Genomic DNA, 18,792 nt, shown 5'->3' with positions numbered 1-18,792 from the left:
GGGGAATCAGCCTACGAGCGCGTCCGGTTTTCCCTTGCTGCGCGGGCGTTCCTCGACCATCTTGCCCCACACGATCATCCGGTAGGTGCTGGTGAACTCGGGGGTGCAGGTGGTCAGCGTGATGTACCGGCCGGGTCCGGTGAAGCCCGAGCCCTTCGGGACGGGGTCGATCACCGCGACGTTCGAAGGGGCGGTCTGCGGCAGGATGCTGGCCATCTCGTACGTGTAGTACGCGTCCTGGGTCTCGACGACGATCGGGTCGCCGGGTTCCAGCCGGTTGATGTACCGGAAAGGCTCGCCGTGGGTGTTGCGGTGGCCGGCGACGGCGAAGTTGCCCTGCTTGTCGGAGGGCATGGCCGTCTTGAGGGTGCCTTCGGCGTAGTGGCCGACCATGCCCTTGTCGAGGACCTTGGGCTTGCTGATGCCCTCGGCGATGGGGACGACGACGTCGAGCTTGGGGATGTGCATGATGGCGAAGCCCTCGCCGGGTTCGAAGGCCTCGGGCTTGCTGCCGCCCTTCGCCCAGGTGTCCTCGATGCGCTCCTTGGCCTGGTCGGTCTCCTGTCCCGCGAGGACGTTCGTCCACCACAGCTGGTAGGTGACGAAGAGGAGCATGACGACGCCGAGGGTGATGAAGAGTTCGCCGACGGCGCGGCTGGCGACGACGCCGACGCTGTCCTTGGAGGCGCGGGCGGCGGCGCGGGCCTCGACGCGGGAGAGCGGGCGCGCGGGGCTGTCCGGGCCCGTGCGCCCGGCGGAAGCCCCGGCGGAGGCCCCGGCGGGGGCCCCGGCGGGGGCGGTTCCCCGGCCCTTGCCCCGGCCGCCCTTGGCGGCGGCGCGGCGGCGCTCGGCCCGCCCGGGGCCGGGGAGGGGCTCCACGGCCGGCATGGGCCTCGTCGCGTCGTCCGGGGCCCGGGGGGCCTGCGGGGGTTCGGCGGGCTCCTGCGGCGCGTAGGGAGGCTCGTACGGGGCCTCGTAGGGCGTCTCGTACGGCGTCCCGTAGGGGTCGGCCTCGTAGGGGGCGGGTTGGGGCTGCCCGTACGGCGGCTCTCCGTACGCCTGGGGCTGCTGGTACCCCTGCTCGTAGGACGGCTGCTGGTACCCCTGCTCGTACGGCTGGGACTCGTACGGCTGGGGCTGCCCCTGCTCGTACGCCTGGGGGTGTCCCTGCCGCGGGGACGGCTGCTGCCCGTAAGGGTCCCCGGGTATCGGCTCCGGCTCCGGCGTGTCAGTCGCCCGGAACCACGGCGACCCCGTCGTCACGCGACGGCCTTGCCCACCACCGGCGCGAGCCCCGCCGACCGGCCGACCGCCCCCTTGTCGCCGCACTGCTCCAGCCAGTTGGCGAGCATCAGGTGCCCGTGCTCGGTGAGGACCGACTCGGGATGGAACTGCACGCCTTCCACCGGGAGTTCGCGGTGGCGCAGCCCCATGATGATGCCGTCCTCGGTCCGCGCGGTGACCTCCAGCTCGGCCGGCAGGGCGGCGGGCTCGGCGGCCAGCGAGTGGTAGCGGGTGGCGGTGAACGGCGAGGGCAGTCCGGCGAAGACGCCCTTGCCCTCGTGGATGACGGGGGAGGTCTTGCCGTGCAGCAGCTCGGGGGCGCGGTCGACGACGCCGCCGTACGCCACGGCCATCGACTGCATGCCGAGGCAGACGCCGAAGACGGGCACGCCGGTGGCGGCGCAGTGGCGCACCATGTCGATGCAGACGCCGGCCTGCTCGGGCGCGCCGGGGCCGGGCGAGAGCAGCACGCCGTCGAAGCCGTCCTGGGCGTGGGAGAGCTCCACCTCGTCGTTGCGGAGCACTTCGCACTCGGCGCCGAGCTGGTAGAGGTACTGAACGAGGTTGAAGACGAAGCTGTCGTAGTTGTCGACGACGAGAATTCGCGCGCTCACTGGCCGTCCACCGTCACATCGTTGAACGGAAGCAGAGGCTCCGCCCAGGGGAACACGTACTGGAAGAGGACGTAGACGACCGCGAGGACCAGGACGAGCGAGATCAGTGCCCGTACCCACGCGTTGCCCGGCAGATGCCGCCAGATCCAGCCGTACATGCCGTCCACCGCCCCTTCCGTTCGTTACGGGGACCAGAGTACGGGGCGCCGGGGCCGTGGGGGGTCAGCTGTCCGAAGCCTGTGGACAACCGGTCACGGCCGGGCGGATCCGGCGGGGCGCTCAGCTGACAGGCACCGGCTGCGCGTGGTGGAGGTCCACCGCGCCGGAGTAGCCGGGCAGGGTCACCGCCCGGTGCTCGTCGACCTTCCAGCCGAGTCCGTAGGCCTTCACGTACAGCAGGTAGTTCTGGATCGCCGGGGAGTCGGTGAGGGCCCTGCTCAGCCTTCCGCGGTCACCGACGGCCGTGATCTTGTACGGGGGCGAGTAGACGCGGCCCTGGAGGATCAGGGTGTTGCCGACGCAGCGGACGGCGCTGGTGGAGATCAGCCGCTGGTCCATGACGCGGATGCCCTCGGCGCCGCCCTGCCACAGGGCGTTGACGACCGCCTGGAGGTCCTGCTGGTGGATGACCAGGTCGTTGGCGTGCGGCTCGGGGTAGCCGGGGGCGGCGTGGGCGTCCGGCGGGGCGTCGTTGAGGGTGACGGTGAGGCCGCTGCCGGAGACCTCGGTGGTGCCGGCGGCGGCTTCGAGGGCGGCGAGCCGGGCGTCCTCCTCGCGGGTGGATCCGTCGTCGCGGGCGGCGAGGGAGTCGACCTGGGAGCGCAGGACGGCGGTGGACTCGTCGAGGCCGGCGTTCTTGTGGCTGCGTTCCTCGATGAGGTCGGAGAGCCTGAGGAGGGAGGCGTCGGTGCGGAGGTTGGTGCCCTTGGCGGTGTTGAAGCTGGTGACGAAGATCAGTCCGGCCAGGGCGAAGACGGCAAGGGTGAGCACCCGGACGGGGCGCCACCGTGAGGTGCGGCCCGGCCCGGCGGGAGTGTCGGCGGAATTGCTCAACGTACCCTGATCCCCTTCGGTGCCGCGGAACCACTACGCTAACGGACGCCCGGGGGACGCCGTCGTCCTCCCGCGTCACATCCCGGCGCAAGCCACAGTTCCCTGCGCGGTCACGCAGCGCATCGACAGGAGAGTCCCTCGTGCCGAAGTCACGTATCCGCAAGAAGGCCGACTTCACGCCGCCGCCGGCGAAGCAGGCCGCCACGATCAAGCTGACGAACCGCAGCTGGGTGGCGCCCGTGATGCTGGCGCTGTTCGCCATCGGGCTGGTGTGGATCGTGGTCTTCTACGTCACCGACGGTTCGCTGCCGATCGAGTCGATCCGCAACTGGAACATCGTGGTCGGTTTCGGCTTCATCGCGGCGGGCTTCGGCGTCTCCACGCAGTGGAAGTGACCTGAGGCAGGGGTGGGCGGCCGGGGCGCCGTAGCGGTCCCGCGGGGCTCTCGTCAAGCTCACCCCTGAACTTATCCACAGCGTTGTGCACAGCACTGGATAACTTACGAAGATCTGTGGATAACTCGCACCGGGTTGACGCCGGTATGATCGCCGCCCTTTCCGCTCCACAGGCGATCCGCCCCTCACCTCCCTGGTAAAAGACCAGGTCAGAGGCGAGGGGCGCCGTCATGTCCCCGCACGTGGCCCGTGTCCGCCACGCACTGTGGATAACTCTGGGGAAAGCTCGATCCCGGGGCTCTTCCACAGCCCTGGGCGCTCAGGTGAGCGACATCGTCCGGCCGAGCACGATCCCCAGGTCGACGAGGAGCACCAGCCCACACGCCCCGTACTGCAGGAGCTCCCGACGGGCCCGGGGTGCGTGCACGAGCACGTACGTCACGAGCGCGCCGGCCACCAGACCGCCGACGTGCGCCTCCCAGGAGATCCCCGGACGGGTGAACGTCATCAGCAGCGACAGGGCCACGAAGAGGACCACCGGCCGCATGTCGTGGCGCCGCCTGCGGGCCAGGACCACCCAGGCGCCGATCAGGCCGTAGACGATTCCGGACGCCCCGAGGGAGGGCTGGTTCGGCGCCGCGACGAGATAGGCGAGCGCGGAGCCGGACAGTCCGGACAGCAGACAGAGCAGCGCGTACCGGATCCGCCCGAGTTCGGGCTCGACGATCCCGCCGATCACCCACAGGCCCAGCACGTTGAAGAGGATGTGCCAGACCTCCTGGTGGAGGACGGTGGCAGTGAGCAGCCGGTACCACTCGCCGTCCGCGACGCCGACGACCTCGCCGAGCAGCGGGTTGAAGGCGTAGCCGATGAGCACGAGCTCGTCGACGAACCGGTCACCGGCCACCAGGACGGCGAGGTAGACCGCGAGGCAGATCCCGATGAGGACCTTGGTGACGAGGCGGTCGTCGGCCGCGACCTTGCCGCCCGCGAGGGTCCGCGGCTGGTTGGCGTCGGCGGCGTGGCCCGTCCCCGAGCCGTCCCGGACGCAGTCCGGGCACTGGAAGCCGACGGAGGCGGAGATCATGCACGCGGGGCAGATCGGCTTCTCGCAGCGGGTGCAGCGAATGCCGGTCTCGGTCCCCGGATGGCGGTAGCAGTGCGGGAGGCCGGACTGCGGGACCTTCGGGGCCTGCGGGTCCATGGGGTGGGTCCGTCCCTTCCGCGTCAGCGCTTCTCGATCACCACGGACTCGAGGACCACGTCCTGCAGGGGGCGCTCGGAGCTCGGGTCCGTCGCGGTGGCCGCGATCGCGTCGACGACCGCCCGGCCCGCCGCGTTCGCGACCTCGCCGAAGATGGTGTGCTTGCGGTTGAGCCAGGTCGCGGGGCCGACCGTGAGGAAGAACTGCGAACCGTTCGTCCCCGGACCCGCGTTGGCCATCGCGAGCAGGTAGGGCCGGTCGAAGAAGAGCTCCGGGTGGAACTCGTCGGCGAACTCGTAGCCGGGGCCGCCGGTGCCGTTCCCCAGCGGGTCGCCACCCTGGATCATGAAGCCCTTGATGACCCGGTGGAAGACCGTGCCGTCGTACAGCGGGTCGGTGGAGACCTTGCCGGTGGCGGGGTGGGTCCATTCGCGCCCGCCCGTGGCGAGGTCGACGAAGTTGCGGACCGTCTTAGGGGCGTGGAACGGCAGCAGCCGCACCTCGATGTCGCCCATGGTCGTCTTGAGGATCGCGTAAGGCTGCTCGGCCACGGTCCGTCTTCCCTCCCGGTCGCGCCGCGGCACCTCACGTCGTGTCACGCCGCGTCACGCCACATGCGTCCATCCGTCTCTGGCGTGTCCGATCCTCGCATGCCCCGGATGCCAGCCCCGCATGCCGGACCGCGTTCGGAGGCGCATGATTTCGAAAAGGATGGATAGGTGAAAAACCGACACCGCCCCCGAGCCCCCGAGGAGGAGGAACCCGTGACCCGCATGGACAGCGTGCGCGCCGCGACGGATTCGGCGAAGGAGAGCGTCCTGCACGCCGCGGAAGTGGTGGCTCCGTACGCGGAGACGGCGAAGGACCAGGCCGCGCACTACGCGCAGGAGGCGCGGGCGCGTCTCGCGCCCCACGTGTCGACCGCCGCTCGGAAGGCCCGTAAGCAGGCGCGTGTGCAGTACGCCGCGTACGTCGCACCCCATGTGCCGCCGCGGGTCGACGCGGCCGCGCATCGCGCTGCGGCCCGGACCCGCGTGGCCGCCCGCCAGGCGGCCGATTACACCGTTCCGCGCGTCGAGCACGCGGTCGCCGCGACCGGTCCCGTTCTCGAGGAGGCCGGGTCGCGCTCGACTGCCGCCTGGGCCGCGCTCCGCGGTCAGGTGACGCCGAGGGAAATTCAGAAGATCGTGAGGAAGCACGAGCGTCGGGCCAGGGCCGGACGCCTCGCCAAGGGCCTCGCGGTCCTGGGCGTACTGGTCGGCGGCGCGTTCGCCGCCTGGAAGTGGTGGGACAAGCAGGCCAATCCCGACTGGCTGGTCGAGCCGCCCGCTCCCACCGAGGTGGACGAGGGGTCCGTCCTGTCGTCCGTCGACGGCAGTGGAGCGTCCCTCGATGCCGAGGTGGAGGCCAAGCAGGCCGAAGCCGAGGCCGCGGAAGCAGCCGAGGCCGCCGAGGCCGCCGAGGCCGAGACCAGGGACCGCGACGAGCGTCGCTGACCGCCGGCTCACTACCGGTTCGTACCGGGTCCCGCACGTACCGCGGGTGGTGCTGGTGCCGCTCTCGTACGGCGGTGCTACGGATGGGTTGGAGGGTGCTGCGGGGAGTTGCGCGTGCTGCGACTCCCCGCGCCCTACGCCGTGGCGGCGAGCGCCGACTCCGTCAGCGCCGCGGGGTCACTGTCCGCGGGGACGGCCGAGGGCAGGTGCCGTACCGAGGGCGAGGAGCCGTGCGCCTCGGCGCCGATGCGCTGCTTGATGGTCGGCGGCAGGGCGCGGTCCCCGGCCAGGGCCCACCGATGCGCCCGCTGTGCCGGTACGGAGACGAGGGCGCGCTCCCCAGCGGCGGTGGCGGCGGTGGGGGCGGTCGGCTCCTCGGGCTGCTGGACGGCGGGCTGCTGCGCCGCGGCGGCGGTGCCCGCCAGGCCGACGGCGGCGAGCAGGGCGAAGAGGACGGAGACGAAGGCGGTCCAGAACTGCTTGACCTTGGCGGTGGCCATGACCCCTCACTTTCGTGACGTTCTCGAATGGTTCACTTCAGGTTGCGCGCTTTACATACCTTTCTCATGATGTGTACGCGCGCCCCGATCCGGCGGAGCGACGCCGTCACCGCGCAGTTCTTCCGATGAACACCACCCGTACGGGTCAGCGGGCACCCACCGGGCCCTGTCCCGCCGCCATGTCCGCGGCCGTGTCCGCGGCCACCGCCCCGTGCCGCTCGGCCCACCGCGCGGTCGGCCCCGTCGCCGCCCCCGCCAGCAGGAAGACCCCGCCGAGCAGCAGCCAGCCGGGCGTACCCCAGCCGATGAGCAGGGTGGTCACGAGCAGCGGCCCCAGCGTGCGGGCGACGGGGATCCCGGTTCCGTAGAAGCCCTGGTACTGCCCGATCCGCTCGGGGGGTGCGAGCGCGAAGCCGAGCTGCCACGAGCCCGCGGAGTGCTTCATCTCGGCGGCGACCTGGAGGAGCGCGCCGAGGGCGAGAACGGCGAGTGCGGCGACGGTGCCGAGGCCGGGGAGCGCGGAGAGGGCGAAGAACGCGCACGAGGCGAACATGACGGTCCCCGCCCGGCGCACCGCGCGCGTGGCGGAGGCCAGGCCGGTGACGGAGCGGGCCGCCCGCACCTGAAGGAGCGTCACGACGCCGGTGTTGAGGACGAACAGAGCCGAGACGGTCCAGCCGGGCGCGGCCGTCCGCTCCACGATCCACAGCGGGAGGGCGAGGCTGAGGAGCGGCAGCCGCAGCAGCATCAGGGCGTTGAGCAGGGTGAGCAGGGCGTACGGCCGGTCGCGCAGGACCGCGAGGCGCGGCCCGCCGTCCGGGGCGGCGGGCGCCGGGGCCACCGCGGGGAGCCGTCCGAGGACGAGCGCGCAGAGCAGGAACCCGGCGGCGTCCAGCGCGAAGACGGCGAGGTACGCGGTGCGGGTGCCGGCGTTCAGCGCGAGTCCGCCGAGGGCGGCGCCGACGGCGAGCCCGGCGTTCAGGGTGGCCTGGAGGCGGGCGAGGACCGCGGTCCGCGCCTCGGGGGTCACGAGTCCGGCGAGGAGCGCCTGCCGGGCGGCGGCGAGACCGCTCTGCGCGGTGGCGTAGAGGATCGCGGCGCAGAGGAAGGGCACGAAGGAGCGCAGGAAGAGGAAGGCGCCGACGGCCGCCGCGGTGGCGAGGGCGAGGAGGACGGCCGTGCCGCGCGGCCCGCGCCGGTCGGCGAGGTGCCCGAGCGGCACACCCGCGACGGAGCCGACGGCCCAGGCGACGGCGAGCCCGGCCCCGATCTGCGGGGCGGAGAGGCCGACGATCCGGGTGAAGTAGAGCGCCGAGGAGACGTAGAAGGCGCCGTCGCCGACCGAGTTGGCGAGCTGGGCGAGGAGCAGCGCGCGGGGGGCCCGGGCGCCCTGCGGGGAGGTGTGCGGCATGGACACGACGCTAGGACGCAGTGGCCCGGCCCACCCGGTCCATTCTCCCCGTGGGTTCCTGGGCCAATTCGGCAATCCCCGCCCTGTCGGCAGTCACGAGGTGACCTGCGTCACATCACGTCACAGTCGTTCGTCGGCGGGTGTCTTGTGGTCGACCCCCTGGAAACGGAGCAGGGGCCGACGGAGGAGACGTCATGACGGACAACAGCACGCGGGTGGTCGTGATCGGTGGCGGGTACGCCGGAGTCATGGCGGCCAACCGGCTGCGCGGCCGCGAGGACGTGGACGTGACCGTGGTCAACGCGCGGCGGGTCTTCGTCCCGCGCCTGCGTCTGCACCAGGTGGTGGGCGGCTCCCACGAAGCGGTCGTCGACTACGCCGAGGTCCTCGCCGACGGCGTCCGGCTGCTCGTGGACCGGGTGACGCGGATCGACACCGCCGCCCGTGCGGTGGTGCTCGCCTCCGGCGACACCCTGACATACGACTACCTGGTCTACGCGGCGGGCAGCGGCAGCGCCGCGCCCCGCGTGCCCGGGGCGGCCGAGTTCGCCCACCCGATGGCCACCCTGGAGGAGGCCCGGCAGCTGCGGTCGCTCCTGGCGGAGACGCCCACCCCGGCTCCGGTCACGGTGGTCGGGGGCGGCCCGACCGGCATCGAGACCGCGGGCGAGCTGGCCGAGGAGGGCCGGCCGGTGACCCTGGTCTGCGGCGCGGAGCTGGGCCCGTATCTGCACCCGAAGGCTCGGCGCACGGCCGTCGCCCGGCTCACCGCGAGGGGAGTGACGGTTCTGCAGGGCGCCGACGCGAAGGTGACCGCCGTGTCCCGCGGTGCCGTACGGCTCGCCGACGGCCGCGAGCTGCCCAGCTCGGTCACCGTCTGGTGCGCCGGGTTCGGCGTGCCCGACCTGGGGGCGCGCAGCGGGCTGACCACCGACGCGGTGGGGCGGCTGCTCACGGACGAGACGCTGACCAGCGTGGACGACGAGCGCGTCGTCGCCGCCGGTGACTCCGCCGCCCCCTCCGGCCTGCCGTTCCGGATGAGCGCCTACACCGCGGGCTGCCTCGGCGCGCACGCCGCCGACACGGTCCTCGCCCGCGTGGAGGGGAAGCGGCCCGAGCCCGTCGACATGTCGTTCCCGGCCATGTGCATCAGCCTCGGGCGCGGCGCCGCCGTCTTCCAGCTCGGGCGCCGGGACGACACCGCGACGCGGGTGTACGTCAGCGGGAAGGCGGGCGCGAAGCTCAAGGAGATCGCCTGCCGGGCGAGCGTCAAGCACCTGGCGAACGAGGCGCGGAAGCCCGGCAAGCACAGCTGGCCCAAGGGCGGCGCCGAGCGTCGGCAGCAGGTGGAGGCCGCCGAGCGCGTCCGCCGTTCCGCCGCGGGCGCGGTCGTCGCCGAAGAGGCGGCGGCCCGGTGACGGTGTCCCCCGCCCCCGCCCCCCTCGGCGGCCCGGACCCCGTCGAGCGGGCCGTGCCCGCAGCGGCGGCCGTCGAACCGCGCGGCCGCACGTTCCTGAGAACCGCGGTCGCCTTGCAGACCCTGACGCTCTTCTTCCAGGCGGCGACCGCCGGAGCCCTGCTGACCTCGTCCCGCGGCGCCCTGCTGCACGACGCGGGCTCCAAGGTGATGTACGGGGCGTCGATGCTGTACCTGCTCGCCGCCGTCCTGGCCTGGCGCCCGGGCGGCGGCAGCCCCCGCCCGGTCCTCCACGCCACCGGCTTCCTCGTCCTCGCGTCGCTCCAGGTCGTCCTGGGCGTCGCGCGCCTGCCGTCGCTGCACGTGCCCCTGGGCGTCCTGATGTTCGCCCTGAGCACCCTGGACCTGGCACGCGCGCTCTCCCGGCGGGGCCGTGCCGCCTGACCCCGCCGGACCGCCACGGGGTCAGGCCTGCGGTGTGCCGTACACCCTGAACTCGTGGAGCGAGTAGCCGTACGGGGTGCCCCGCCGGGTGCCGTACATCCGTACGTACCGGGCGTGGCCGCTCACCGCCAGCTCGTCCGTGCCGCCGTCGCCCGCCGTGACGGTGGCGAGGTCGGTCCAGGTCGTCCCGTCGGGGGAGGACTGGATCCGGTACGCGGTGGCGTACGCGGCCTCCCAGTCGAGCCGCACGCGGGAGAGCGCGGCGGTGGTGCCGAGGTCCACGCGGAGCCACTGGGGGTCGACGCCCTCGGCGGACGCCCAGCGGGTGGTGAGCCGGCCGTCGACGGCCATACCGGGCTCGAAGCCGGTGCCCTCGACGCTGGAGGCGGTGGCGGGCCTGCCCTCGGAGAGCAGGGTCTCGCCGCCCGGGGTGGTGCCGGTCAGCTGGTAGGCGCGCATGTTCCGCAGGAGCAGATAGGTGTCGCGCAGGGAGCCCGAGGTGTCGCCGAGGGAGCGGTAGATGCCCCATTTGGGGCGGACCCGGTCGGCGAGGAAGGTGTCGACACCGCTCTTCGTCGCGTCGACGACCGTGGTGCCCGCGCTCTTGACCACCCAACGGACCGATCCGGCCGTTCCGTCACCGATCCTGATCTCGTACTCGATGTCGATCCACTTGTTCTGGAGCGGCTCCAGGTTGGTCCGGCCGACCAGGATGTCGCCGGCGAAGATCTTGTGCTCCATGGTCTGGACGCCGTTGACGCGGCGCAGCGAGGTCACGGTGATCGGTGAGGTGCCCGTGCCGGGCTGCTTGGTCTGCATGATGTGGGTGAAGGTGGTCGTCGCCATCAGGGAGCCGGGGATGTACATGGAGTACGTGACCCGCCAGGTCTCGCCGGGTTTCCACTCCAGGTGGCTCGACGAGGAGGTGCGGTTGCCGGTCACCTCCTGGCGCTGGCGGTCGGTGGAGGAGTCCCGGTCTACCATGTGCATGTCAAAGCGATAGGTGCCGTTCACGGCCCTGATGTGCGGAGCGGCCTCGGGATGCGAGCCCGCCCGGTCGTCCTCGATCGTCTCGAAGGCGCCGAGTCCCTGGACGGCCGGATCGGGGGACCAGCGGAGCGTCCAGACGGGAGCCGCCTCGGCGGGCGCGGACGGGAGTCCGAGACCGGACAGTCCCAGGGCGAGCGCGGCCAGCAGGGCCGCCAACGTACGTCGGTGCGTCACGGGTCACCCCTCGATGAGGTTGTCAGGTACGGACCATGCTGCCCGAGGACCGAAAGACAGTAAAGGTTCCTAACGAACTTCGGCCGGGACGAAAACGCGAAAGCACCCCTCCGGCCAGCGTCTCCGCTGATCAAAGGGGTGCCGAGAAGTGGAGCCTAGGGGAGTCGAACCCCTGACATCTGCCATGCAAAGACAGCGCTCTACCAACTGAGCTAAGGCCCCGGAACGAGGACAGCGTACCGGGTCACCCCCCATGTCCGGCAAAAGGATTGGGACTCCCGGTGGACTACCACGCTCCGTAAGATGCTGTTCAAGGTTCGCAGTGGCGAACCGCAGGGATGGGGAGAAGTGATGGACGCAGCGCAGCAGGAAGCCACGGCAAGAGCCAGAGAGCTTCAGCGCAGTTGGTACGGAGAGCCGCTGGGGGCGCTCTTCCGTCGGCTGATCGACGATCTCGGGCTCAATCAGGCCAGGCTCGCGGCCGTGCTCGGACTCTCGGCGCCCATGCTCTCCCAGCTGATGAGCGGCCAGCGGGCCAAGATCGGCAACCCCGCGGTCGTCCAGCGCGTCCAGGCGCTCCAGGAGCTCGCCGTGCAGGTCGCCGACGGCAGCGTCAGCGCCGGCGAGGCGACCGACCGCATGGAGGAGATCAAGAAGTCGCAGGGGGGCTCCGTCCTCACCGGCACGGCGCAGACCCCGAACGGCGCCTCCGGCGCCCCGACGGTGCGCCGCGTGGTGCGGGAGATCCAGTCCCTCCTGCGGTCCGTCGCGGCCGCGGGGGACATCATCGACGCCGCCGACTCCCTCGCCCCGGCCCACCCGGAGCTGGCAGAGTTCCTCCGGGTGTACGGCGCGGGCCGTACGGCGGACGCCGTCGCCCACTACGAGTCGCACCAGAACTGACGTGGGGCCGGCGTCCCGCCGGCCCGGCGGAGAGACGACGGAACGGGGAGCGGGCGCAGCGCGATGGGTGAGGTCTTCGCTGGTCGGTACGAGCTGGTCGATCCGATCGGCCGGGGCGGGGCCGGCGCGGTGTGGCGCGCCTGGGACCACCGGCGGCGCCGTTACGTGGCGGCCAAGGTGCTGCTGCAGAGCGACGCGCACACGCTCCTCCGTTTCGTCCGCGAGCAGGCGCTGCGGATCGATCACCCGCACGTCCTCGCCCCGGCCAGCTGGGCCGCCGACGACGACAAGGTCCTCTTCACGATGGACCTGGTCGCCGGAGGCTCGCTGGCCCACGTCATCGGCGACTACGGTCCGCTGCCGCCCCGCTTCGTCTGCACCCTGCTCGACCAGCTGCTCTCGGGCCTGGCCGCGGTGCACGCCGAGGGGGTCGTGCACCGGGACATCAAGCCGGCCAACATCCTGATGGAGGTCACCGGGACGGGACGGCCGCACCTGCGGCTCTCCGACTTCGGCATCTCCATGCGCAAGGGCGAACCCCGCCTCACCGAGACCAACTACGTGGTCGGCACGCCCGGTTATTTCGCACCCGAACAACTCCTCGGCGCCGAGCCCGACTTCACCGCCGACCTGTTCGCCGTCGGTCTCGTCGGGCTCTATCTGCTGCAGGGCCGCAGGCCCGACTCCCAGGCCCTGATCGAGCACTTCCGCCAGCACGGCACCCCCGGTGCCCCCGCAGGCATCCCGGAGCCGCTGTGGCAGGTCCTCGCCGGCCTCCTCCAGCCCGATCCGCAGGCCCGCTTCCGGTCGGCCACGGGGGCGCGGAAGGCGCTGAGCGCGGCGGTCGAGCTGCTCCCCGCGCACGCCCCCGACGAGGAGCCCGTCGAGATCTTCGACCAACTCGGCCCGCTCCCGCCCGGCTTCGGCCCCCACGGCCCCACAACCCCCACGGACCCCGCGGACACCGCCGCCCCGGCCGCACCGCGGCTCCCGGCGCGGGCCCCCGTACCGGCATCGGCGCCCCTTCCCGCCCCCTCGTACGCACCCCCACAGCAGCAGCACCAGCCCGCGTACCAACCCCAGCCACCGGTACCCGCCCCCTCCGAGACGGGCAGCTTCCACCTGCCCCCGCCGGTCCCCGCTCACCCGGTCCCCCCGCATCCCGTCCCCTCCTTCGCCCAGGCCCCCACTGCCGCAGCCGCGCCCGCAGCCGCGCACGGTCACGCCCCTACTCCTCCATACACCGCTCGACCCGTCGAGGTTCCCGCCGTACGCCGACCGGGACCGCCCCCGAAGGTGACGGTCCCGGTTCTCCTGCTCGCGCTGGCCTGCCTCGCGGTCGGTTTCTGGGCCCTGACGCAGATCTGACGACCGGCACCGCAGCGAGCCCCAGGGCCCCGGGTCCGGCGCGGCCTCAGGCCTGCCGACGGGCCCGGAGCGTCCACGCCCCGAGCCCCGCGAGGAGCAGCGTTCCGGTGCCGAGCCCGGCCGCCGCGACGACCTTCATGGTGCCGTTCGACGCGGCCGCCGCCCCGGTGGCACCGCTCGCCGCCGCCTGCCGGTCCCCGTCGGTCACCGCGAAGATCCCAGCGTCCCCGTCGTACCCGGGGGCGGGCTTCGGCGTCCCCTTGACGTTGACCCGCAGGGTCAGCGGGACCGCCCCGGCCCCGTACTCCTTCGCGACCTCCGGGCTGAGCGTGGCCGTCAGGTAGTACCAGCCGGCGAACCGCATCCCGCTGGTGGCGTTGTCGTACGAGGTGCGGTTCTCGTGGGCCACCGGTCGCAGCGGGTCGAGGGCGAGCGCCGCGGGCTCGCCGTCGTAACTCATCGTGCTCATGTCGACGAAGCCGAGCGCCGGGTTGTCGAGGGAGAGGGTGAGCGCGTTGCTCACGAGGTCGTCGCCCGCGCTGCTGCTGCCCAGCTCGGCGCCGGCGAAGAGCTGCTGCCCCCAGTCGACGGGCACCCGGTAGAACAGCGTCTGGCCGGGCAGGATGTCCGCGCGCCACTCGCCTTCCTTCAGCGAGACGGCCCGGGCGTATCCGTCGCCGCCCTGCCGCTTCTGCTGGCCTCCGGCCGGTGGCGGGGGCGTGGCCGAGGGCCAGGCCTCGGGCAGCTCGGTCGGCCCGGCCTTCTTCAGGAGCGGCTCCGTCACGTGCCGGAGCTCCAGGCCCCAGTCGTCCGGCGAGGAGTCCGCGGCGCTCTCGCGCTCGACGACCACGTAGTAGGCGCCCTCCTTCTGGCAGCTGGAGGACTCCGGATCGATGACGCGGCGGGCGTAGGCGGCGAGCGGCCGGGCGTACTCCCCGGAGCCGAAGTTCACGTCCTGGTAGCCGCACTCGGTCCCGGAGGTGCCCTGGATGCTGACCTTGAAGCCGTCGCCGTACGCCACCTTGCCGCCCGGCTCGGGCACGGCGACGACGGAGACGTACGCGTTCCGCTTCGCGTCGAGGTCGATCCGGTAGTAGACCCTGCCGTCCTTCTGGAGCGTGTCGCGGTAGGTCGTCCCCTGCGCGAGCACCTGGGCGTCCAGGCTGGAGGCGGCGCCCCGGACCGGCTGGGCGGAGGCGTCGTAGGCGTACGGCGGAGGCGTGGCACCGGCGCCCTCGGCGCCCGCCGTTCCCTCGGCCGCCCGGGCCTGCGCGGGCAGGCCGGCCACGGCTCCCACCGCGCAGGCGGCCGCGACCAGGGCTCCGGCGCTCCGGACGATCCCGCTGCCCCGGACGATCCTGCCCCGGACGATCCCGCTGCGCCGGGCGATTCCGCCCCGGTTCCCCGCCTGCGTCCTCACGGGTCTCTCCTCGTGTTCCGTTCCCGCCCTGCGCCCCACCGGCACCCCGCCGCCCACCACGGCGTCCGAGACGCCGGTCCATCCTGCCCCGACCGTACCGCGCCCGGAACTCGCCTTTGCGCAAGCAAGGAAATAATTCGCGCAGGTGAACGCGCGGGATCAGGAAAGCCACCCCCTTCCCCACCGCCCCCGCACAGCAAAACCCCGGCGGCGCTCACGCGCGGCCGGGGCTTCACCCACGGAGTGGGGCGTCAGGGTGTGTGTGCGTCAGACACCGGAACCTGCGGGCACGGAGTCGGTCGCCTCCGTCCACAGGTCCTGCTCGGCGCGATCCGCCTGGATCTGGCGGTACACGAGGAGCCCGCCGATGGCGGCCAGTGCGACCAGGAGAAGCTTCTTCACCGCGCGACCTCGTCTTTCGTTGACGTAGGAGACATCTGACGCCCACTCTACACATCGACCGATACCGATCGGTGACCTGTGCGGCCTTCGCACCCACGCTTCAAACCCCGTAGAAACAGATCGACCCGGACGGAGGAACCGTCCGGGTCGATCTGAACTGTGGGGCTAACAGGATTTGAACCTGTGGCCTCATCCTTATCAGGGATGCGCTCTAACCAACTGAGCTATAGCCCCGCCGCGCTGTGCGGTGTGTGTCCCGCGCGCTGACTCCTGAAGATTAGCGCACGTGGGGGCCAGTCCCAAAATCCGTTCCCGGGCCGGCCCCGCGCGCCGCTACTCGTCCTCGGCCAGCGTCAGCTCGACACCGCCCACGAAACCGGCCGACAGGTTGTAGATGAACGCGCCCAGCGTCGCCAGGGCGGTCATCAGGACCACGTCGATCACGGCGATCACCGAGGTGAACATCAGCACCCTCGGCAGCGACAGGAAGGACTGCAGGTCGAAGCCGTTGGACTCGTTCGAGCCCGTCGCCTCGCTGATCGTGCCGCCGACGGTCGAGAAGACGCCCATGGCGTCCATGACCATCCACAGCACGGCCGCGGCCACGACCGTGCAGATGCCCAGTGCGATGGAGAGCAGGAAGCTCACCTTCATCACCGACCACGGGTCGGCCTTGGCCACCCGCAGCCGCGCCTTGCGCGTACGGGGCGTCGTGCGCGCCCCCGTACGCGGCCTGCGGACCGCCGCGCCCGCCGACTGACCGCCGAGCGTCTGACCGCCCTCCGGCGCGCCGTACGCCTGCGGCGGGTGGTAGGGCCCGCCGCCCGACTGCCCCTGGGGGCGCTCGCCGGGCAGCGGCCCGTTGTACGTCTCGTACGGGGGCTGCTGCCCCCGGGTGTCCGTCACCGCAACCCCCTGGGAGTCCGTGGCGGGGCCACGGGCGCCGTTCGCTCCGGCAGCAGAAGCTCCGGCAGCCGCCGATCCGGCGCCCGTGGCTCCACTCACGCTCTTACTCCTCGTGCTCCCCGGCCGAGGGCTCCGTGCCCTCGACTGCCTCGGTCTCGACCGACTCGACCACGCCGTCGGCGTCGGCATCGGCCGCGCCCTCGACGTACTCGTCCTCGCCACCCGCCTCGGCGTTCCGTGCGATGCCGACGACGGCATCGCGCTTGCCCAGGTTGATCAGCTGGACGCCCATCGTGTCACGGCCGGTCTCCCTGACTTCGTTGACTCGCGTACGAATCACACCACCGGACAGCGTGATGGCGAGGATCTCGTCCGTCTCCTCGACCACCAGCGCGCCCACGAGCGATCCACGGTCCTCCACGATCTTGGCGGCCTTGATGCCGAGGCCGCCGCGGCCCTGGACGCGGTACTCGTCGACGGCGGTGCGCTTGGCGTACCCACCGTCGGTCGCGGTGAAGACGAAAGTACCGGGCCGCACGACATTCATCGAGAGCAGCTCGTCGTCCTCGCGGAAACTCATGCCCTTGACGCCCGAGGTGGCGCGTCCCATCGGACGCAGCGCGTCGTCCGTGGCCGTGAAGCGGATCGACTGCGCCTTCCTGGAGATGAGCAGCAGGTCGTCCTCGGCGGAGACCAGCTCGGCGCCGATCAGCTCGTCGTCGCTGCCGTCCTCCCGCTCGCGCAGGTTGATGGCGATGACGCCGCCGGAACGCGGCGAGTCGTAGTCCTTCAGCGCGGTCTTCTTGACCAGGCCGGCCTTGGTGGCGAGCACCAGGTACGGCGCGGCCTCGTAGTCGCGGATCGCCAGGATCTCGGCGATCTGCTCGTCCGGCTGGAAGGCCAGCAGGTTGGCCACGTGCTGGCCGCGCGCGTCCCGGCCGGCGTCCGGCAGCTCGTACGCCTTGGCCCGGTAGACCCGTCCCTTGTTGGTGAAGAAGAGGAGCCAGTTGTGGGTGGTGGTGACGAAGAAGTGGTCGACGATGTCGTCCTGCTTCAGCTTCGTGCCGCGCACGCCCTTGCCGCCGCGCTTCTGCGAGCGGTAGTCCTCGGTCTTCGTCCGCTTCACATAGCCGCCGCGGGTGATCGTGACGACGATGTCCTCCTCGGCGATGAGGTCCTCGATGGACATGTCACCGTCGAAGGGCACCAGCTTGGAGCGACGGTCGTCGCCGAACTTCTCGACGAGGGCGGCCAGCTCCTCGCTGACGATGGCCCGCTGCTTCTCCGGCGAGGCCAGGATCGCGTTGTACTCGTTGATCTTCGCCTGGAGCTCGTCGTGCTCGGCGATGATCTTCTGCCGCTCCAGGGCGGCGAGCCGGCGGAGCTGCATCTCCAGGATCGCGTTGGCCTGGATCTCGTCGATCTGGAGCAGGCCCATCAGGCCCTCACGGGCCACGTCGACGGTGTCGCTGCGCCGGATGAGGGCGATGACCTCGTCGATCGCGTCGAGGGCCTTGAGCAGGCCGCGCAGGATGTGGGCGCGCTCCTCGGCCTTGCGGAGCCGGAAGCGGGTCCGGCGCACGATGACCTCGATCTGGTGCGTCACCCAGTGGCGGATGAACGCGTCCAGGGAGAGCGTGCGCGGCACGCCGTCGACGAGCGCCAGCATGTTGGCGCCGAAGTTCGTCTGGAGGTCGGTGTGCTTGTACAGGTTGTTGAGGACGACCTTGGCGACGGCGTCGCGCTTGAGCACGATGACCAGGCGCTGGCCCGTCCGGGACGAGGTCTCGTCGCGGACGTCGGCGATGCCGCCGATCTTGCCGTCCTTGACGAGGTCGGCGATCTTCTGCGCGAGGTTGTCCGGGTTGACCTGGTACGGAAGCTCGGTGACCACCAGGCACTGGCGGTTCTGGATCTCCTCGACCTCGACGACCGCGCGCATCGTGATGGAGCCGCGGCCGGTGCGGTACGCCTCCTCGATGCCCTTGCGGCCGACGACGAGCGCGCCGGTCGGGAAGTCCGGGCCCTTGATGCGCTCGATGAGCGCGTCGAGGAGCTCCTCGTGCGAGGCCTCGGGGTGGGCCAGGTACCACTGCGCGCCGTCCGCGACCTCGCGGAGGTTGTGCGGCGGGATGTTGGTGGCCATGCCGACGGCGATGCCGGCGGAGCCGTTGACCAGCAGGTTCGGGAACCGGGCCGGCAGGACGGTCGGCTCCTGGTTGCGGCCGTCGTAGTTGTCCTGGAAGTCGACGGTCTCCTCGTCGATGTCCCGGACCATCTCCATCGACAGCGGCGCCATCTTGCACTCGGTGTAGCGCATGGCGGCGGCCGGGTCGTTGCCCGGGGAGCCGAAGTTGCCGTTGGAGTCGACGAGCGGCATGCGCATCGACCAGGGCTGGGCGAGCCGGACGAGCGCGTCGTAGATCGAGGTGTCGCCGTGGGGGTGGTACGTACCCATGACGTCACCGACGACGCGGGCGCACTTGTAGAAGCCCTTCTCGGGCCGGTAGCCGCCGTCGTACATCGCGTACAGCACGCGCCGGTGGACGGGCTTGAGGCCGTCCCGTACGTCGGGCAGCGCGCGGGAGACGATGACGGACATCGCGTAGTCGAGGTACGAGCGCTGCATCTCGGTCTCGAGCCCGACGGGCTCGATCCGCAGCACGGCGTCCTGCTCTTCGGTGGTGCCGGTCGGCGTGGTTTCGTCGGCCATTGCTGGTCGTCAGTCCTTTCGTACGGTCAGCGGGGACC

19 protein-coding genes, 2 tRNA genes and 1 pseudogene are annotated in these 18,792 nt (G+C 71.8%); 6 read left to right on the top strand and 16 right to left on the bottom strand.

What is annotated here, in order from left to right:
• Positions 1-6 precede the first annotated feature (6 nt).
• From ACWDVG_RS10315 to ACWDVG_RS10300, 4 genes are all read right to left on the bottom strand, one after another.
• The gene (locus tag ACWDVG_RS10315) at positions 7-1,263 is read right to left on the bottom strand and encodes a class E sortase (protein ID WP_451698071.1); all 1,257 of its coding nucleotides are present in this window, start codon (positions 1,261-1,263) and stop codon (positions 7-9) included.
• Positions 1,260-1,898 (bottom strand): aminodeoxychorismate/anthranilate synthase component II, encoded by a 639-nt coding sequence (locus tag ACWDVG_RS10310; protein WP_451698069.1) that lies wholly within the window; start codon positions 1,896-1,898, stop codon positions 1,260-1,262. The genes ACWDVG_RS10315 and ACWDVG_RS10310 overlap by 4 nt, the downstream gene beginning before the upstream one ends.
• Positions 1,895-2,065, bottom strand: a complete 171-nt coding sequence (locus ACWDVG_RS10305; RefSeq protein WP_451698220.1) for a hypothetical protein — start codon at positions 2,063-2,065, stop codon at positions 1,895-1,897. The genes ACWDVG_RS10310 and ACWDVG_RS10305 overlap by 4 nt, the downstream gene beginning before the upstream one ends.
• A 112-nt stretch (positions 2,066-2,177) precedes the next feature.
• Entirely contained in the window at positions 2,178-2,951 is a 774-nt protein-coding gene (locus ACWDVG_RS10300) for a DUF881 domain-containing protein (protein ID WP_451698067.1), read from the bottom strand.
• A 140-nt stretch (positions 2,952-3,091) separates the two neighbouring features.
• Between ACWDVG_RS10300 and crgA the strand changes: the two genes are divergently transcribed.
• On the top strand, positions 3,092-3,346 hold the full coding sequence (gene crgA / locus ACWDVG_RS10295; protein WP_451698065.1) for a cell division protein CrgA: 255 nt from the start codon (positions 3,092-3,094) through the stop codon (positions 3,344-3,346).
• A gap of 319 nt (positions 3,347-3,665) precedes the next feature.
• On the opposite strand, the gene ACWDVG_RS10290 is transcribed toward crgA, so the two are convergent.
• Together ACWDVG_RS10290 and ACWDVG_RS10285 are read right to left on the bottom strand one after the other, a co-directional pair.
• On the bottom strand, positions 3,666-4,550 hold the full coding sequence (locus ACWDVG_RS10290; RefSeq protein ID WP_451698063.1) for a rhomboid family intramembrane serine protease: 885 nt from the start codon (positions 4,548-4,550) through the stop codon (positions 3,666-3,668).
• 23 nt (positions 4,551-4,573) lie between these two features.
• Positions 4,574-5,101 (bottom strand): peptidylprolyl isomerase, encoded by a 528-nt coding sequence (locus ACWDVG_RS10285; protein WP_451698061.1) that lies wholly within the window; start codon positions 5,099-5,101, stop codon positions 4,574-4,576.
• 213 nt (positions 5,102-5,314) lie between these two features.
• Between ACWDVG_RS10285 and ACWDVG_RS10280 the strand changes: the two genes are divergently transcribed.
• Complete coding sequence (locus ACWDVG_RS10280; protein ID WP_451698059.1) at positions 5,315-6,046, top strand: DUF5324 family protein; 732 nt, start codon at positions 5,315-5,317, stop codon at positions 6,044-6,046.
• Between the two features lie 134 nt (positions 6,047-6,180).
• Here the strand turns inward: ACWDVG_RS10280 and ACWDVG_RS10275 are convergent, their stop codons facing one another.
• Together ACWDVG_RS10275 and ACWDVG_RS10270 are read right to left on the bottom strand one after the other, a co-directional pair.
• Positions 6,181-6,546 (bottom strand): DUF6344 domain-containing protein, encoded by a 366-nt coding sequence (locus ACWDVG_RS10275; RefSeq protein WP_451698057.1) that lies wholly within the window; start codon positions 6,544-6,546, stop codon positions 6,181-6,183.
• Between the two features lie 145 nt (positions 6,547-6,691).
• A complete protein-coding gene (locus ACWDVG_RS10270) occupies positions 6,692-7,957 on the bottom strand; it encodes an MFS transporter (RefSeq protein ID WP_451698055.1) in 1,266 nt (421 codons plus the stop codon).
• 194 nt (positions 7,958-8,151) lie between these two features.
• On the opposite strand from ACWDVG_RS10270, the gene ACWDVG_RS10265 reads away from it, so the two are divergent.
• Together ACWDVG_RS10265 and ACWDVG_RS10260 are read left to right on the top strand one after the other, a co-directional pair.
• Positions 8,152-9,375, top strand: coding sequence for an NAD(P)/FAD-dependent oxidoreductase (locus tag ACWDVG_RS10265; RefSeq protein WP_451698053.1), 1,224 nt, complete (start codon positions 8,152-8,154; stop codon positions 9,373-9,375).
• A 53-nt stretch (positions 9,376-9,428) separates the two neighbouring features.
• The gene (locus ACWDVG_RS10260; protein WP_451698213.1) at positions 9,429-9,818 is read left to right on the top strand and encodes a hypothetical protein; all 390 of its coding nucleotides are present in this window, start codon (positions 9,429-9,431) and stop codon (positions 9,816-9,818) included.
• A gap of 21 nt (positions 9,819-9,839) precedes the next feature.
• On the opposite strand, the gene ACWDVG_RS10255 is transcribed toward ACWDVG_RS10260, so the two are convergent.
• The 3 genes and pseudogenes from ACWDVG_RS10255 to ACWDVG_RS10245 form a co-directional block, all read right to left on the bottom strand.
• The gene (locus tag ACWDVG_RS10255; protein WP_451698211.1) at positions 9,840-10,277 is read right to left on the bottom strand and encodes a discoidin domain-containing protein; all 438 of its coding nucleotides are present in this window, start codon (positions 10,275-10,277) and stop codon (positions 9,840-9,842) included.
• Positions 10,260-11,015 (bottom strand): annotated as a pseudogene (locus ACWDVG_RS10250) (Tat pathway signal sequence domain protein); the annotation flags it as partial. The pseudogene ACWDVG_RS10250 and the gene ACWDVG_RS10255, both read right to left, overlap by 18 nt.
• Before the next feature lie 176 nt (positions 11,016-11,191).
• Positions 11,192-11,264, bottom strand: a tRNA-Ala gene (locus ACWDVG_RS10245).
• Between the two features lie 129 nt (positions 11,265-11,393).
• Here ACWDVG_RS10245 and ACWDVG_RS10240 point away from each other — a divergent pair.
• Both ACWDVG_RS10240 and ACWDVG_RS10235 read left to right on the top strand, forming a co-directional pair.
• Positions 11,394-11,945 (top strand): helix-turn-helix domain-containing protein, encoded by a 552-nt coding sequence (locus ACWDVG_RS10240; protein ID WP_451698051.1) that lies wholly within the window; start codon positions 11,394-11,396, stop codon positions 11,943-11,945.
• A gap of 63 nt (positions 11,946-12,008) precedes the next feature.
• On the top strand, positions 12,009-13,313 hold the full coding sequence (locus tag ACWDVG_RS10235; protein WP_451698049.1) for a serine/threonine-protein kinase: 1,305 nt from the start codon (positions 12,009-12,011) through the stop codon (positions 13,311-13,313).
• A gap of 46 nt (positions 13,314-13,359) precedes the next feature.
• On the opposite strand, the gene ACWDVG_RS10230 is transcribed toward ACWDVG_RS10235, so the two are convergent.
• The 5 genes from ACWDVG_RS10230 to gyrA all read right to left on the bottom strand — a co-directional run bounded on the left by ACWDVG_RS10230 (position 13,360) and on the right by gyrA (position 18,754).
• A complete protein-coding gene (locus tag ACWDVG_RS10230; RefSeq protein ID WP_451698047.1) occupies positions 13,360-14,733 on the bottom strand; it encodes a hypothetical protein in 1,374 nt (457 codons plus the stop codon).
• Positions 14,734-15,000: 267 nt separating this feature from the next.
• Positions 15,001-15,135, bottom strand: a complete 135-nt coding sequence (locus ACWDVG_RS10225; RefSeq protein WP_003958712.1) for a DLW-39 family protein — start codon at positions 15,133-15,135, stop codon at positions 15,001-15,003.
• A 160-nt stretch (positions 15,136-15,295) separates the two neighbouring features.
• Positions 15,296-15,369 (bottom strand) — tRNA-Ile (locus tag ACWDVG_RS10220).
• Between the two features lie 99 nt (positions 15,370-15,468).
• Positions 15,469-16,041, bottom strand: a complete 573-nt coding sequence (locus tag ACWDVG_RS10215) for a DUF3566 domain-containing protein (RefSeq protein ID WP_451698045.1) — start codon at positions 16,039-16,041, stop codon at positions 15,469-15,471.
• Positions 16,042-16,144: 103 nt separating this feature from the next.
• Entirely contained in the window at positions 16,145-18,754 is a 2,610-nt protein-coding gene (gene gyrA, locus ACWDVG_RS10210) for a DNA gyrase subunit A (protein ID WP_451698043.1), read from the bottom strand.
• Positions 18,755-18,792: the final 38 nt, after the last annotated feature.

Source organism: Streptomyces sp. NPDC003327 (assembly GCF_053589515.1).
Note: the sequence above shows the minus strand (reverse complement) of the source record. Positions and strands in the feature narration are given on the sequence as shown.